The organism is Leptolyngbya sp. DQ-M1, from assembly GCF_039962505.1.
Taxonomy (GTDB): Bacteria; Cyanobacteriota; Cyanobacteriia; order Leptolyngbyales; family Leptolyngbyaceae; genus Leptolyngbya.
Genome location: NZ_JAMPLJ010000001.1, coordinates 738,126 through 750,530, shown reverse-complemented (window position 1 = coordinate 750,530; position 12,405 = coordinate 738,126). Strand labels below are relative to the sequence as shown.

At 50.0% G+C, this 12,405-nt stretch carries 22 protein-coding genes and 2 pseudogenes; 23 read left to right on the top strand and 1 reads right to left on the bottom strand.

The genetic code is table 11. From position 1 onward, the window contains the following. The first annotated feature begins 176 nt into the window (after positions 1-176). Positions 177-1,043, top strand: coding sequence for a phosphodiester glycosidase family protein (locus tag NC981_RS03575; RefSeq protein ID WP_348241552.1), 867 nt, complete (start codon positions 177-179; stop codon positions 1,041-1,043). 4 nt (positions 1,044-1,047) lie between these two features. Here NC981_RS03575 and NC981_RS03570 read toward each other — a convergent pair. Continuing rightward, positions 1,048-1,460: pseudogene (locus tag NC981_RS03570) on the bottom strand (Uma2 family endonuclease). 220 nt (positions 1,461-1,680) lie between these two features. Between NC981_RS03570 and NC981_RS03565 the strand changes: the two are divergent. From NC981_RS03565 to NC981_RS03460, 22 genes and pseudogenes are all read left to right on the top strand, one after another. Next, a complete protein-coding gene (locus NC981_RS03565; protein WP_348241551.1) occupies positions 1,681-2,010 on the top strand; it encodes a DUF433 domain-containing protein in 330 nt (109 codons plus the stop codon). Positions 2,011-2,023: 13 nt separating this feature from the next. Further along, the gene (locus tag NC981_RS03560; RefSeq protein WP_348241550.1) at positions 2,024-2,365 is read left to right on the top strand and encodes a DUF5615 family PIN-like protein; all 342 of its coding nucleotides are present in this window, start codon (positions 2,024-2,026) and stop codon (positions 2,363-2,365) included. 675 nt (positions 2,366-3,040) lie between these two features. Then, the gene (gene rplC / locus NC981_RS03555; protein WP_190378711.1) at positions 3,041-3,679 is read left to right on the top strand and encodes a 50S ribosomal protein L3; all 639 of its coding nucleotides are present in this window, start codon (positions 3,041-3,043) and stop codon (positions 3,677-3,679) included. Between the two features lie 3 nt (positions 3,680-3,682). After that, positions 3,683-4,318 (top strand): 50S ribosomal protein L4, encoded by a 636-nt coding sequence (rplD, locus tag NC981_RS03550; protein ID WP_190378712.1) that lies wholly within the window; start codon positions 3,683-3,685, stop codon positions 4,316-4,318. Next, complete coding sequence (locus tag NC981_RS03545) at positions 4,308-4,607, top strand: 50S ribosomal protein L23 (RefSeq protein WP_190378713.1); 300 nt, start codon at positions 4,308-4,310, stop codon at positions 4,605-4,607. The genes rplD and NC981_RS03545 overlap by 11 nt, the downstream gene beginning before the upstream one ends. 18 nt (positions 4,608-4,625) lie before the next feature. Continuing rightward, positions 4,626-5,489, top strand: a complete 864-nt coding sequence (rplB, locus tag NC981_RS03540; RefSeq protein ID WP_190378714.1) for a 50S ribosomal protein L2 — start codon at positions 4,626-4,628, stop codon at positions 5,487-5,489. 20 nt (positions 5,490-5,509) lie between these two features. Continuing rightward, a complete protein-coding gene (gene rpsS / locus NC981_RS03535) occupies positions 5,510-5,788 on the top strand; it encodes a 30S ribosomal protein S19 (RefSeq protein ID WP_348241549.1) in 279 nt (92 codons plus the stop codon). Between the two features lie 5 nt (positions 5,789-5,793). Then, the gene (rplV, locus tag NC981_RS03530) at positions 5,794-6,153 is read left to right on the top strand and encodes a 50S ribosomal protein L22 (protein WP_190378715.1); all 360 of its coding nucleotides are present in this window, start codon (positions 5,794-5,796) and stop codon (positions 6,151-6,153) included. 11 nt (positions 6,154-6,164) lie between these two features. After that, positions 6,165-6,917: a 30S ribosomal protein S3 gene (rpsC, locus tag NC981_RS03525; RefSeq protein ID WP_348241548.1), complete on the top strand. Its 753-nt coding sequence runs from the start codon at positions 6,165-6,167 to the stop codon at positions 6,915-6,917. Between the two features lie 90 nt (positions 6,918-7,007). Further along, the gene (gene rplP / locus NC981_RS03520; protein WP_026148407.1) at positions 7,008-7,436 is read left to right on the top strand and encodes a 50S ribosomal protein L16; all 429 of its coding nucleotides are present in this window, start codon (positions 7,008-7,010) and stop codon (positions 7,434-7,436) included. Positions 7,437-7,439: 3 nt separating this feature from the next. Further along, entirely contained in the window at positions 7,440-7,646 is a 207-nt protein-coding gene (gene rpmC / locus NC981_RS03515) for a 50S ribosomal protein L29 (protein ID WP_190378717.1), read from the top strand. A gap of 5 nt (positions 7,647-7,651) precedes the next feature. Then, positions 7,652-7,897 (top strand): 30S ribosomal protein S17, encoded by a 246-nt coding sequence (rpsQ, locus tag NC981_RS03510; protein WP_190378718.1) that lies wholly within the window; start codon positions 7,652-7,654, stop codon positions 7,895-7,897. Between the two features lie 17 nt (positions 7,898-7,914). Next, positions 7,915-8,280 carry a 50S ribosomal protein L14 gene (rplN, locus tag NC981_RS03505; RefSeq protein ID WP_058997474.1) on the top strand — a complete coding sequence of 122 codons (366 nt, stop codon included), beginning with the start codon at positions 7,915-7,917 and terminating at the stop codon, positions 8,278-8,280. Continuing rightward, the gene (gene rplX / locus NC981_RS03500) at positions 8,281-8,631 is read left to right on the top strand and encodes a 50S ribosomal protein L24 (protein WP_199298678.1); all 351 of its coding nucleotides are present in this window, start codon (positions 8,281-8,283) and stop codon (positions 8,629-8,631) included. It begins immediately after the preceding gene. Between the two features lie 49 nt (positions 8,632-8,680). Next, positions 8,681-9,226 carry a 50S ribosomal protein L5 gene (rplE, locus tag NC981_RS03495; RefSeq protein WP_190378719.1) on the top strand — a complete coding sequence of 182 codons (546 nt, stop codon included), beginning with the start codon at positions 8,681-8,683 and terminating at the stop codon, positions 9,224-9,226. A gap of 24 nt (positions 9,227-9,250) precedes the next feature. Continuing rightward, positions 9,251-9,652 carry a 30S ribosomal protein S8 gene (rpsH, locus tag NC981_RS03490; RefSeq protein WP_190378720.1) on the top strand — a complete coding sequence of 134 codons (402 nt, stop codon included), beginning with the start codon at positions 9,251-9,253 and terminating at the stop codon, positions 9,650-9,652. Between the two features lie 19 nt (positions 9,653-9,671). Continuing rightward, positions 9,672-10,220, top strand: coding sequence for a 50S ribosomal protein L6 (rplF, locus tag NC981_RS03485; RefSeq protein WP_348241547.1), 549 nt, complete (start codon positions 9,672-9,674; stop codon positions 10,218-10,220). Between the two features lie 3 nt (positions 10,221-10,223). Then, on the top strand, positions 10,224-10,589 hold the full coding sequence (gene rplR, locus NC981_RS03480) for a 50S ribosomal protein L18 (RefSeq protein WP_348241546.1): 366 nt from the start codon (positions 10,224-10,226) through the stop codon (positions 10,587-10,589). 12 nt (positions 10,590-10,601) lie between these two features. Continuing rightward, positions 10,602-11,129: a 30S ribosomal protein S5 gene (rpsE, locus tag NC981_RS03475; RefSeq protein ID WP_190378723.1), complete on the top strand. Its 528-nt coding sequence runs from the start codon at positions 10,602-10,604 to the stop codon at positions 11,127-11,129. A 13-nt stretch (positions 11,130-11,142) separates the two neighbouring features. Further along, entirely contained in the window at positions 11,143-11,586 is a 444-nt protein-coding gene (rplO, locus tag NC981_RS03470) for a 50S ribosomal protein L15 (protein ID WP_348241545.1), read from the top strand. A gap of 100 nt (positions 11,587-11,686) precedes the next feature. Then, positions 11,687-11,930, top strand: a pseudogene (locus NC981_RS03465) (hypothetical protein). Positions 11,931-11,990: 60 nt separating this feature from the next. Next, complete coding sequence (locus NC981_RS03460) at positions 11,991-12,359, top strand: hypothetical protein (RefSeq protein ID WP_348241544.1); 369 nt, start codon at positions 11,991-11,993, stop codon at positions 12,357-12,359. The last annotated feature ends 46 nt before the right edge of the window (positions 12,360-12,405 follow it).

Below are 12,405 nucleotides of genomic sequence, written 5' to 3'. Positions count from 1 at the left end.
GTCTCTGATAGTATTCGCACTTAGAGAAATTACAGATTTTTAAGTATCTTCTGAAAAATTGATACACAAGGCATGATCATCAAAGTTTCTCATGCAAGCGCTTCATGATTCGTCGATTATCCTCGCTTCCTGGTAGCATTTCAGTTACTGCAACCTGTGCACTATTTACTTGTGCAATGATCTTTCCCCAAGTCTCGACGACTCCACAAGCACCGCATCACACTATGGCGATCGCCCAGTCTGAACGTCCTCGAATTGCCCGCCCAATTTCATTTATCGAAGGCACGATCAAAGGTGTCCCAATTCGACTTGCAACGATCGATCTGAATGATCCCAAAACTTTTATCAGCATTGGACTTGCAAACCAAGCAAGTCAAGCGAATAGTGCACGATCGACTCGTGGAGACGAAGCTTTTCAAGCAATGGTACGCCGTAGCAAAGCTGCGCTAACTATCAATGGAACATTCTTCAGCATGGATGACCAGAAGCGCGTGATGGGAAACATGGTTGCAGGCGGGCGCTTCTTGAAGTTCAGCCCTTGGGAGAACTATGGCACAACATTAGGCATTCGTCGCGGTAATCGTCCTGAGATGATCACAGCCCGCACTGAAGGTAAACCGCACTGGAATCAACACTGGTTCTCGCTCACTGCTGGCCCTCGATTGCTTAAACAAGGCGAGATATCTATCAATCCTCAGCAAGAGGGCTTTAGCGATCCGGCTGTTTCTGGTGTGGCAGTACGATCGGCGATTGGCTTTCCCAAAAACGCGAATCGCCTCTATTTCGTCACATTCCACCAGCCTATTACACTGGAAAAAGAAGCAGTAATTATGCGATCAATTGGTGCTTACGAAGCGATGAATCTCGATGGTGGAACTTCGGTTGCATTAGCAGTTGGCGATCGGATTGTGCAATCTCCGGGACGTGAGCTAACCAATGTGATTACGGTGTATGATTCGCGCTTTTCTGCACCAGAGGGATTGAAGCGATCGTGGTACGACTTTCAGCAAAACAATCAAGTTACACTACAACCCGGAAAGTAGCAATTTACCAAATTTTTGCCATTTGCAGGACAAATCCAGGCAACTCTGAATCACCGCTCACTGCTTCAGGATGCTCTAAGACTTCAGGCGATCGACCCGGACGATAGATATGAACTGTGCGATTGTTGCGATCGATCAAAAACCCTAAAATTGCTCCATTTTCAATGTATTCCTGCATTTTGGCCTGCAGTCCACTCAATGTATCGCTGAATGACTTCAGTTCAATCACGAGATCAGGACAAATTAATCACGAGATCAGGACAAATTGATGCAAGCGAAGCCTTGTGCCGTCCGCTCGATGCGTAAATCCTGATTGGCGTGGCAGAACTCATAAAACTGTTCATTGGTCATCTGCACGATCGCAGGAAAGCTAACAACCAAAGGAAATTGCTCAGTTTGAATCAGCAAAGTTGTCATCTGTCTTGCTTCCTGAGCGGGTGCAATGCTTTACCATGATTGTAGTTCTGTTACTGATTTGCGATAGACAGTAGCTGAAAGGCGATCCCACAACCCCAAACGCTACAAACCGCGTAAGGTGATCCTAGCGCTTCAACAAATTGATTTCGCTTAAAATGGTGAGTAATTGATCGTGTGCGGATAAACGCGGAAAGGTTCTGATTCAAATTCAAAGTCTGCTATGACACTAAAAGAATTAACGCCGCAACTAATGGCACTCTCTGACGAAGAAAAGACGCAAGTTATTCAACTTCTTTCTCAAGGCAAAATCACGTTAGGACGAGGAATCGAAAAAACTCCTGGAGTATGCGGCGGAAGTGCTTGCATTGCTGGAACTCGAATCACGGTCTGGGGATTGGTTGAAGCCCGTCGAATTGGATTCAGTGAAGCAGATATGCTCATTAGTTATCCTTCTCTCTCTGCGACTGACCTTGCAAATGCTTGGGCATACTCTGAGGCGTTTCCCGATGAGATTGAAGTAGAGATTCGGGAAAATGACGAAGTAACGTAATCAGCGTAAATCTATGGCGCGTCTTTATGCTGATGAGCAGTTCCCGTATCCGGTTGTGGAGTTTCTAAGAAGTTTAGGACACGATGTTTTGACGGCTCAAGAGGCGGGGAAAGCCAATCAAGGCATTCCTGATCCGGAGGTGCTGGCTTTTGCCACGATCGACGATCGCGCCCTTCTCACCCAAAACCGCAAAGATTTCATCCAATTACACCGCAACAATTCAGTTCATATAGGCATCATTGTTTGTACGAACGACCGAGATTGGCAAGCCTTAGCAAATCGAATTGATACCGCGATCTCAGAAGCCGTTTGTCTACAAGGCAAGTTAATTCGTATTGTCCGTCCAGGCGTTTGATGCCATCCATGGTTGACTGAGGGCTATGTAGCCGAGAGACGATCACTTCCCCAACCCCAAACGCTACAAACCGTGGAGGAATTAACTTGATTTTTTAGTTGACTTGATTTTCTAGTTGATTGGGCCGAGAAACAATCTTCAATATCGTTAGTTTGGGTTTCTGATTAATTCTCGATCGCCATCTTCCTCCAAATCCCAACCTAGAAAAATTTGTAGACAGTTTTACCAATCTTGTCTTACACTGTTTAATTGTCGCTAAAAATCAGTTGAGCGAATTTAGGGGAAGTACTGCGGATATTTTTTGCAGATAAGTTTTTAGACGTGCGAGAGTGCATTTCTAAAACCCCTAGAATCGCAACCTTCAGGCGAGAAAGCTGAAACCATTAGACTTCAGTTCTTTTCGCGAACTGTATTCCGACTCCCGGAAACTGAGTGGCACCCTACTTAAGTCCGATCGGAATTCGCATTCCAGAGCATGACTCAACCTCAGCTTTTTCATAGAATGCCTGAAGTACAACGAAACACGCGGAATCCGCTGCCTCTACTCTCCTAGAGGTAAGATTCTTCTGGTCTTCCGACCGTGGACTCCGTTGGAGTGACTGAGACACAAATCGGCGATCGAGGCGAAGCCTGTTCGCTGCATTTGTCATGATGTGTAAACAAGGAGAAAGAACAGTGGCTGTCGGCATTATCGGCACAAAGCTGGGCATGACTCAAGTATTCGACGAGCAACGGAGAGCAATCCCTGTTACCGTCATTCAAGTTGGCCCCTGCCCCGTAACCCAAGTCAAAACCAAAGAAACAGACGGTTATTCCGCCATCCAGATTGGATATGGTGAATGCACCGAGAAGGCATTGAACAAGCCTGAACTGGGTCATCTGAAAAAATCAGATTCGCCACCTCTGCGACATCTGATCGAGTATCGAGTAGACAACGCGGGAGAATACACCCTCGGTCAGCAGTTGAATGCTGACCTGTTTGAGGCAGGTCAAACCGTAGATGTGATTGGAACCAGCATTGGACGCGGTTTCGCGGGTTATCAAAAGCGCAACAACTTTGCACGAGGCCCGATGTCTCACGGTTCTAAAAACCACCGTGAGCCGGGTTCAACCGGAGCGGGAACGACTCCCGGACGGGTCTACCCAGGAAAGCGGATGGCAGGTCGCTTAGGCGGAACTCAGACCACCGTTCGGAAGCTGACTGTTGTGCGTGTGGACACAGAACGCAACGTCATTCTGATTAAAGGGGCAGTGCCCGGAAAGCCCGGAGCGCTTGTGCAAATCCTGCCCGCTAAGACCGTTGGGGGTAAGTAAGACATGGCAGACTTTACAGTAAAAGATTGGGACGGGACTGAAGCGGGAACCGCAGCGATCGATCTCAAAACCGCAAGACCCGAAAGCGCTGCTGGCATTTTGCACCGCGCCGTGATTCGTCAATTGGCGAATGCTCGTCAGGGAAATGCTTCGACTAAAACCCGTGCAGAAGTTCGGGGGGGTGGTCGCAAGCCTTGGAGACAGAAAGGAACCGGACGTGCTCGTGCAGGTTCAAACCGTTCTCCGTTGTGGAGAGGTGGCGGTGTAATCTTTGGCCCGAAACCCAGAGATTATTCGATCAAGATGAACCGCAAAGAGCGAAGACTCGCGCTGAGAACTGCTTTCCAAGGACGGGCGGAAGACTTGATCGTGGTGCAGGATTTCGCAGATAAGCTGCCTCGCCCGAAGACCAAAGAGCTTGTTCAAGCATTATCGCGTTGGGGCGTTGAAGCGGGATCGAAAGTTTTGATGATCGTGGCTGAGCGAGACGAGAACGTTTATCTCTCCGCTCGGAACGTGGAGCGACTGAGATTGATTTCAGCGAATAACCTCAATGTTTATGATTTGCTCCATGCAGATCACATTGTTGCGACTTCCGCAGCACTTGAGAAAATCCAGGAGGTGTACGGTGAAGACTGATCCCCGCAACTTAGCTGATATCATTCGTCGCCCATTGATTACCGAAAAAGCGACACGGTTGCTCGAACTGAACCAATACACCTTTGAAGTTCAGCCGAAAGCCTCGAAGCCCGAAATTAGAGCCGCGATCGAATACTTATTCGACGTGAAAGTCACGGGCATCAGCACAATGAATCTTCCTCGCAAGAAGAAGCGCGTCGGTAAGTACATTGGCTTCAAGCCGCAGTACAAAAAAGCGATCGTCACCCTGGCTGAAGGCGACACGATCACTCTGTTCCCCGAAGTATAACCACCCAGAGAGCAAACTATGGGCATCCGAAATTTTCGACCCTATACCCCTGGCACTCGTCAACGCAGTGTCCCTGATTTCGCAGAAATCACCAAGTCGGAACCCGAAAAGTCTTTGGTGGTGTACAAGCACCGCAATAAAGGACGGAACAATCGGGGTGTTGTCACCTGTCGTCACCGGGGCGGCGGTCACAAGAAACTGTACCGAATCATTGACTTCAAGCGTGATAAACGCAATGTAGTCGCGACGGTTGCGGCGATCGAATACGATCCGAACCGCAACGCTCGAATTGCATTGTTGTTCTATGCCGATGGTGAAAAGCGTTATATCCTGCATCCAGTTGGATTGACGGTTGGCACAAAGGTGCAAGCAGGCAACGATGCCCCGATCGAAGTTGGTAACGCTTTACCGCTCGAAAAGATCCCGCTCGGTACGATCGTTCATAACGTCGAACTGCAAGCCGGTAAAGGCGGACAAATCGTTCGGGCTGCTGGAGCTGCCGCGCAAGTTGCCGCAAAAGAAGGCGATTACGTCACTCTGAAGCTACCTTCGACGGAAGTTCGGATGGTGCGGAAAGAGTGTTACGCCACGATCGGACAAGTCGGCAATACCGATCACCGCAACCAAACGCTCGGAAAAGCTGGGCGCAAACGCCATTTGGGTCGCCGCCCGGAAGTGCGGGGTAGTGTGATGAACCCCGTAGATCACCCGCATGGTGGTGGTGAAGGTCGAGCCCCGATCGGTCGATCGGGGCCGGTGACACCGTGGGGTAAACCTGCGTTGGGTGCAAAGACTCGCAACAAGAAGAAACTCAGTAGCGCCCTGATCGTGCGTCGTCGTCGTAAGACTTCTAAACGCGGACGTGGCGGACGCGAATCGTAAGTTAGAGAGGACGAAAAACGATGGCACGTTCATTGAAAAAAGGGCCTTTCATTGCTGACCACTTATTGAAAAAAGTGGAAAACGCAAGAGCAAAAGGCGACACTCAGGTAATCAAAACCTGGTCACGCGCATCCACCATTCTGCCGCAAATGATCGGCATGACTTTTGGAGTTCACAACGGGAAAGTTCACGTTCCCGTATACGTGAGCGAACAAATGGTCGGTCACAAGCTGGGTGAATTTGCGCCTACCCGGACTTACCGGGGACATGGCGGCGGCGATAAGAAATCGCGGAGGTAGGAACAATGGCGACACAAACACCAGGAGAAGTCAAAGCGGTAGCCCGCTACATTCGGATGTCACCGTTCAAGGTGCGCCGAGTGCTGGATCAAATTCGCGGACGTTCCTATCGAGAAGCGCTGATTATCCTCGAATTCATGCCGTATCGCGCTTGTGAACCTGTTCTCAAGGTTCTACGATCGGCAGCCGCAAACGCAGAACATAATGAAGGCTTAAATCGCGCCAGTCTAGTCGTAAGTCAAGCCTATGCTGACCAAGGACCTGTTCTGAAGCGGTTTAGACCGAGAGCGCAAGGGCGGGCATATCAAATCCGCAAACCGACGTGCCACATCACGATCGGCGTTGCGCCGGGCGCAGATTCATAAGGGAGAACAACATGGGACAGAAGATTAACCCCAATGGTTTTCGGCTCGGTGTGATCAAAGAACACCGATCGCGCTGGTTTGCTGATGCCGATCGTTATCCCGATCTGCTTCAGGAAGATCACAAGATTCGGCATTTCTTCACCAAGAATCCGAAGAACTTGGATAACCTGAAAAAGCCGGGGATTTCGGAAATCCGTATCGAACGCAAAGCCGACCAGATTGATTTAGAAATCCGCACGTCTCGCCCTGGCGTGGTCGTCGGTCGGGGTGGCGCTGGAATCGAAGTGCTGAGAACGAACCTCCAGCAAGCGTTAGGCGCAAACGATCGACAAATCCGCATTAACGTGGTGGAAGTCGCTCGCGTGGATGCTGATGCCATGCTGATTGGCGAGTACATCGCAGAACAGCTAGAGCGTCGGGTTTCCTTCCGGCGCGTCGTGCGCCAAGCGATCCAGCGTGCTCAACGTGCAGGCATCGAAGGCATCAAAATCCAAGTGAGCGGTCGCCTGAATGGGGCTGAAATTGCCCGTCCAGAGTGGACTCGCGAAGGTCGTGTTCCCCTACACACCCTCAGAGCCGACATCGATTATGCTTACACGACTGCCCAAACGATCTACGGAACGTTAGGCATCAAAATTTGGGTGTTCAAAGGAGAAATCCTGCCCGGACAAGAGCGTGAAGCTGAAGTTGTCGCGCCGAACCAACAACCGCGTCGTCGTCAACAGCGTCGTCAGCGATTTGAAGATCGATCGAACGAAGGGTAGGAACAGTAGGGAGTAGGGGGACGAGAGAACATTGAAACATCTCGCTCCCCACTCCCCACCTCCCCACTCCCCACATACAGGTATCGACCAATGTTAAGCCCAAGAAGAACAAAATTCCGTAAGCAACAGCGCGGTCGGATGCGAGGATTGGCGACACGCGGAAGTCAACTGAACTTCGGTGACTTTGGCTTACAAGCCCTAGAGCCAACCTGGATCACATCGCGCCAAATCGAAGCTAGCCGTCGTGCAATGACGCGCTACATTCGCCGGGGTGGACAAATCTGGATTCGGATTTTCCCCGACAAGCCCGTCACCGCTCGTGCCGCAGAAACCCGGATGGGTTCTGGTAAAGGTGCGCCCGAATACTGGGTTGCCGTGGTGAAGCCTGGTCGGATTATGTTTGAAATCGCTGGAGTCCCGGAAGAAACTGCTCGTGAAGCCATGCGCCTCGCCCAGTACAAACTCCCGATCAAAACGAAATTCATCACCCGTCAGCAAGTCGTTGAGGAGGAATCATAAATCATGGCACTTCCGAAAATTGCAGATGCTCGATCGCTAAACGACGAAGAACTTTCGGATCAGATCCTTTCTGTCAAGAAAGAGTTATTCCAACTCCGAATGCAGCAAGGAACTCGTCAACTCGAAAAACCGCATCAATTCAAACACCTCAAGCATCGCCTCGCGCAGCTCCTGACGGTGGAACGTGAAAGACAGTTGAAAGGTGAATAAGTCCAATGGCAGTTAAAGAAAGAGTTGGCTTAGTTGTCAGCGACAAAATGGACAAAACGGTGGTCGTGGCTGTGGAAAACCGCACCGCGCACCCAAAATACGGAAAAATCGTCGTCCGGACAAAGCGCTACAAAGCACATGATGAAGAAAACAAGTGCAAACAAGGCGATCGCGTCCGGATTCAGGAAACTCGCCCCTTGAGCCGCACCAAACGCTGGTCTGTGCTTGAGATCCTGAGTACTAAAGCCTAACCTATCAGGAGACGGACATGATTCAGCAGGAAAGCTATCTCAATGTGGCAGACAACAGCGGCGCTCGGAAGCTCATGTGCATTCGTGTACTGGGTGGCAACCGTCGCTATGCCGGAGTTGGCGATGTCATTGTTGCTGTTGTGAAGGATGCAATCCCGAACATGGCAGTGAAAAAGTCGGATGTTGTTAAAGCCGTCATTGTTCGCACTCGCAAAACCTTGCGTCGCGATAGTGGCATGAGCATTCGGTTTGATGACAATGCAGCCGTGATTATCAACGCAGACGGCAACCCTAGAGGAACCCGTGTGTTTGGCCCAGTTGCGCGTGAACTCCGCGAAAAGAACTTCACCAAGATTGTTTCTCTAGCGCCGGAGGTGCTGTAAATGGCATTGAAGAAGAAAAAGTCCCCCGTTGCTCTAAAAATGCACGTCAAAGCGGGTGACACGGTACAAGTGATTGCCGGAAACGATAAGGGCAAAGTTGGTGAGATTGTTCGCGCATTTCCTAAACTCAGCAAAGTGATTGTGAGAGGCGTGAACATCAAAACCAAACATATCAAGCCGAAACAAGAAGGCGAATCCGGTCGGATCGAAACGATCGAATTTCCCATCCACAGCTCGAACGTGATGCTGTATTCCGAAAAGCAAAAAGTCGCATCTCGCATTTGCTACACCTTCACCGAAGATGGACGCAAAGTGAGAAAACTCGTCAAAACCGGCGAAATCATTGATTAAGCCTTGCATTCATTTAGCCCCTGACCAAGCCCAGGGAGGAATCTAAACTATGTCCAACAGACTGAAGACCTCGTACGCAGAAAAAGTTGTTCCCAAGTTAACCGAGCAGTTTGGCTACAAGAACATCCACGAAGTTCCCAAAGTCGTCAAGATCACCGTCAACCGGGGTCTGGGCGAAGCGTCACAGAATGCGAAAGCGCTTGAAGCATCTGTCAACGAACTCGCAATCATCACTGGTCAAAAACCCGTCGTTACTCGCGCTAAAAAAGCGATCGCCGGATTCAAAATTCGTCAAGGAATGCCAGTTGGGGTGATGGTGACGCTGAGAGCCGATCGAATGTACAACTTCTTGGATCGTTTGATGAATCTAGCCTTGCCTCGGATTCGGGACTTTCGCGGCATCAGCCCGAAAAGCTTTGACGGACGCGGTAACTACACCCTCGGTCTGAGAGAGCAACTGATCTTCCCCGAGATTGAGTACGACAGCGTCGATCAAATTCGCGGGATGGACATCTCGATCATTACGACTGCAAACACTGATGAAGAAGGACGTGCCCTGCTGAAAGAACTGGGTATGCCGTTCCGAGATAACTAACGCAGTCAAATCACAGAGGCAACTATGGCAGCAAACGACACCATTTCAGATATGCTGACGCGCATTCGGAACGCTAGTCTAGCGCGTCACCAAACGACCGAAGTTCCATCCACCCGCATGACTCGCAGTATTGCTGAGGTATTAGTCGCTGAAGGCTTTATCGCTTCAGTCGAAGAAGTAGGTGAAATTCCCAAGAAAAACCTAGTCTTGGGTCTCAAGTACAAAGGCAAAAATCGCAAACCGATTATCACCGCGCTGAAGCGCGTGAGCCGTCCGGGTTTGCGGGTGTACTCGAATCGTAAGGATCTGCCGCGTGTCTTAGGCGGCATCGGGATTGCGATCGTTTCCACTTCAAGCGGCATCATGACCGATCGCGAAGCTCGCAAAACGGGTGTTGGCGGTGAAGTCCTTTGCTACGTCTGGTAAGCAGTTGGAGGAATAAACTATGTCTCGAATTGGAAAACGTCCGATTACCCTCCCTGCGAAAGTGACCGTCGCGATTAACGGTCAAGAAGTCGTGGTGAAGGGGCCGAAAGGAGAACTGTCAAGAGTTCTGCCTGCGGGAGTTACGATCGAAACCGAAGGCGATACCGTAACCGTGAATCGGGTCAACGATTCGCGGATGGCGCGTGAACGTCATGGTCTGTGCCGTACTCTGGTTGCCAATATGGTCGAAGGAGTGGCAAATGGATTTCAACGCCGCTTAGAAATTCAAGGGGTCGGCTATCGGGCTGCAGTTCAAGGTAAGAATCTGAACCTCAGCATGGGCTACAGCCATCCGGTACTGATCGAACCGCCAGACGGCATTCAATTCCAAGTCGAAAACAACACCAACGTGATTGTGACCGGAATTGATAAAGAGATCGTCGGCAATACGGCGGCGAAAGTGCGGGCGGTACGTCCACCGGAACCTTACAAGGGTAAGGGAATCCGCTACCAGGGCGAAGCAGTCCGTCGCAAAGTTGGTAAGACGGGTGGTAAAGGGAAGAAATAAGCCATGAGCAAAGTAAGTCGTCGAGAATCTACACGCCTGCGTCACGCTCGGATTCGCCGTCGTGTGTCGGGCACTCCAGAGCGTCCCCGGTTAGCCGTGTTCAAATCGAATCAGCACATCTATGTTCAACTGATCGATGATGTGGCTCAAACCACGATCGCGGCTGCTTCCACCGTCGAGCCGGAACTGAAAGAAAAAATCGAATCCGGAGCAAACTGCGCAGCTGCGGCTGAAGTCGGTCGGTTGATTGCTGATCGTGCGAAAGCCAAAGGCATCGAACAAGTGGTGTTCGATCGCGGAGGTAACTTATATCATGGTCGCGTCCAGACCTTAGCGGATGCTGCCCGTGAAGCAGGTCTAAACTTCTAGGAGCAAACACAAATGGCTAAGGCAAAAGGAAAAGAAAAGAAATCTCGCGAAAAGGAATCCGAATTCCAAGAGCGCGTGGTACAAATCCGCCGTGTAACTAAAGTAGTTAAGGGTGGTAAAAAGCTCAGCTTTAGAGCGATCGTGGTAGTTGGAAACGAGAAAGGTCAAGTCGGTGTCGGTGTGGGTAAAGCCAGCGATGTCATCGGTGCGGTGAAGAAGGGTGTCGCAGATGGTAAAAAGCATCTGATCGATGTGCCCCTGACCAAATCTAACTCGATTCCACATCCTGCAACCGCAATGGGCGGCGGCGCTAAAGTGATGATGCGTCCTGCGGCTCCGGGTACTGGGGTAATTGCCGGGGGTGCTGTTCGGACGGTGCTAGAACTCGCTGGCGTGAAGAACATTCTGGCGAAACAGCTTGGATCAGGCAACCCGTTGAACAATGCGCGTGCTGCGGTGAATGCGTTAGCAGAACTTCGCACACTGTCGGATGTCGCTCAAGAGCGCGGCATTCCGGTTGAACAACTTTACGGCGTTTAGGAGGCACTAGATCATGAGATTAGAAGATGCTGTGCCCCAACCAGGCTCAACCAAGCGGAAGCGTCGCATTGGTCGCGGAATTTCTGCGGGTCAAGGCGCGAGTGGTGGCTTTGGAATGCGGGGTCAAAAGTCTCGATCGGGTCGTCCGACTCGTCCGGGATTTGAAGGGGGTCAAACGCCTCTGTATCGTCGCTTGCCGAAGTTGAAATACTTCACGGTGATCAATCGGAAGTATTTCACGGTGGTCAATGTGAGCGATTTGGCTGAGTTGGATGCCAATTCTGAAGTGTCGTTATCTTCGCTGATGGATGCGGGGATTGTGACTCAGGATGATGGTCCGCTGAAGATTTTGGGCGATGGTGAGTTGTCGGTAAAGCTGACTGTGAAAGCAGCAGCGTTTACTGAGGGCGCGAAGTCGAAGATTGAAGCGGCTGGCGGAACTTGCGAGATTGTTTAAGCTCTAAAGCTAGTGAATTGAAAAGACCTGCACTGTTTAGTGTGGGTCTTTTTTGCTAATCGACCGGATAGAATAACGCTAAAGCATTGAAAAGGTTGCAATGAGCGCAGTTCTTAACAAACCATCCTCACTTCTGCACGAAATCCAAATTGAGAAAATTGGTGAATGGAATTTGTTTAAGTTTAGCGATGCGTTACAGCTTCGCATGGAAGAATTGCTAGAGAAAAAGAAAGCGGATCAACTGGCAGTTGAAGAAATTGGGGAACTGGATGCGCTCTGCAGAACTCGCTCGAATTTTCACCCACATCAATACGATGATGGCAGCGCAGAATGTTAATCAATGACACTCGACGGGCCGTATATAGTGAAATTACGCACTAAAAGTGAACATAGAGTTACAATCAATGCCTTCTACGATTATTCTCGTTCGTGTTTTTGTAGAAACCTCACAAATAGAATTGTGTGAGCAAGCAGCAGTATCAGTCATAAGCATGTTTGAACAATGTGTAGGCTTGAGTCGAAAAAGTATCAATACTTATTGGAAGAGCCCGCAATATATTGAGATTTTTCTAGAGTTCATCCCTAAAGAAGATTCAGATGCAGCGTTTCAGCACATTGTAGATGAATTGGGACAAGGCTGGAATTTTAGACAATCCTCATTAGAGAAGTGGGCTGTGTGGACACCATCTGAATTAAATAAGTTCTCTATTTCTGATGTACGTTGGGCAAGTGTAGATCTTATTCAGGAATCGCCTTTTAGTTCGATCATGTAGCACTGCGATTACCATGATGCGCTGCCTGGGCACAAAGCGCCACGTA

Bases quoted from the DNA above. Each gene is read 5' to 3' on its own strand.
- NC981_RS03575 (WP_348241552.1), top strand. From the start codon at position 177: ATGATCTTTCCCCAAGTCTCGACGACTCCACAAGCACCGCATCACACT.
- NC981_RS03565 (WP_348241551.1), top strand. From the start codon at position 1,681: ATGACACTAAAAGAATTAACGCCGCAACTAATGGCACTCTCTGACGAA.
- NC981_RS03560 (WP_348241550.1), top strand. From the start codon at position 2,024: ATGGCGCGTCTTTATGCTGATGAGCAGTTCCCGTATCCGGTTGTGGAG.
- rplD (WP_190378712.1), top strand. From the start codon at position 3,683: ATGGCAGACTTTACAGTAAAAGATTGGGACGGGACTGAAGCGGGAACC.
- rplB (WP_190378714.1), top strand. From the start codon at position 4,626: ATGGGCATCCGAAATTTTCGACCCTATACCCCTGGCACTCGTCAACGC.
- rpsS (WP_348241549.1), top strand. From the start codon at position 5,510: ATGGCACGTTCATTGAAAAAAGGGCCTTTCATTGCTGACCACTTATTG.
- rplV (WP_190378715.1), top strand. From the start codon at position 5,794: ATGGCGACACAAACACCAGGAGAAGTCAAAGCGGTAGCCCGCTACATT.
- rpsC (WP_348241548.1), top strand. From the start codon at position 6,165: ATGGGACAGAAGATTAACCCCAATGGTTTTCGGCTCGGTGTGATCAAA.
- rplP (WP_026148407.1), top strand. From the start codon at position 7,008: ATGTTAAGCCCAAGAAGAACAAAATTCCGTAAGCAACAGCGCGGTCGG.
- rpmC (WP_190378717.1), top strand. From the start codon at position 7,440: ATGGCACTTCCGAAAATTGCAGATGCTCGATCGCTAAACGACGAAGAA.
- rpsQ (WP_190378718.1), top strand. From the start codon at position 7,652: ATGGCAGTTAAAGAAAGAGTTGGCTTAGTTGTCAGCGACAAAATGGAC.
- rplN (WP_058997474.1), top strand. From the start codon at position 7,915: ATGATTCAGCAGGAAAGCTATCTCAATGTGGCAGACAACAGCGGCGCT.
- rplX (WP_199298678.1), top strand. From the start codon at position 8,281: ATGGCATTGAAGAAGAAAAAGTCCCCCGTTGCTCTAAAAATGCACGTC.
- rplE (WP_190378719.1), top strand. From the start codon at position 8,681: ATGTCCAACAGACTGAAGACCTCGTACGCAGAAAAAGTTGTTCCCAAG.
- rpsH (WP_190378720.1), top strand. From the start codon at position 9,251: ATGGCAGCAAACGACACCATTTCAGATATGCTGACGCGCATTCGGAAC.
- rplF (WP_348241547.1), top strand. From the start codon at position 9,672: ATGTCTCGAATTGGAAAACGTCCGATTACCCTCCCTGCGAAAGTGACC.
- rplR (WP_348241546.1), top strand. From the start codon at position 10,224: ATGAGCAAAGTAAGTCGTCGAGAATCTACACGCCTGCGTCACGCTCGG.
- rpsE (WP_190378723.1), top strand. From the start codon at position 10,602: ATGGCTAAGGCAAAAGGAAAAGAAAAGAAATCTCGCGAAAAGGAATCC.
- rplO (WP_348241545.1), top strand. From the start codon at position 11,143: ATGAGATTAGAAGATGCTGTGCCCCAACCAGGCTCAACCAAGCGGAAG.
- NC981_RS03460 (WP_348241544.1), top strand. From the start codon at position 11,991: ATGCCTTCTACGATTATTCTCGTTCGTGTTTTTGTAGAAACCTCACAA.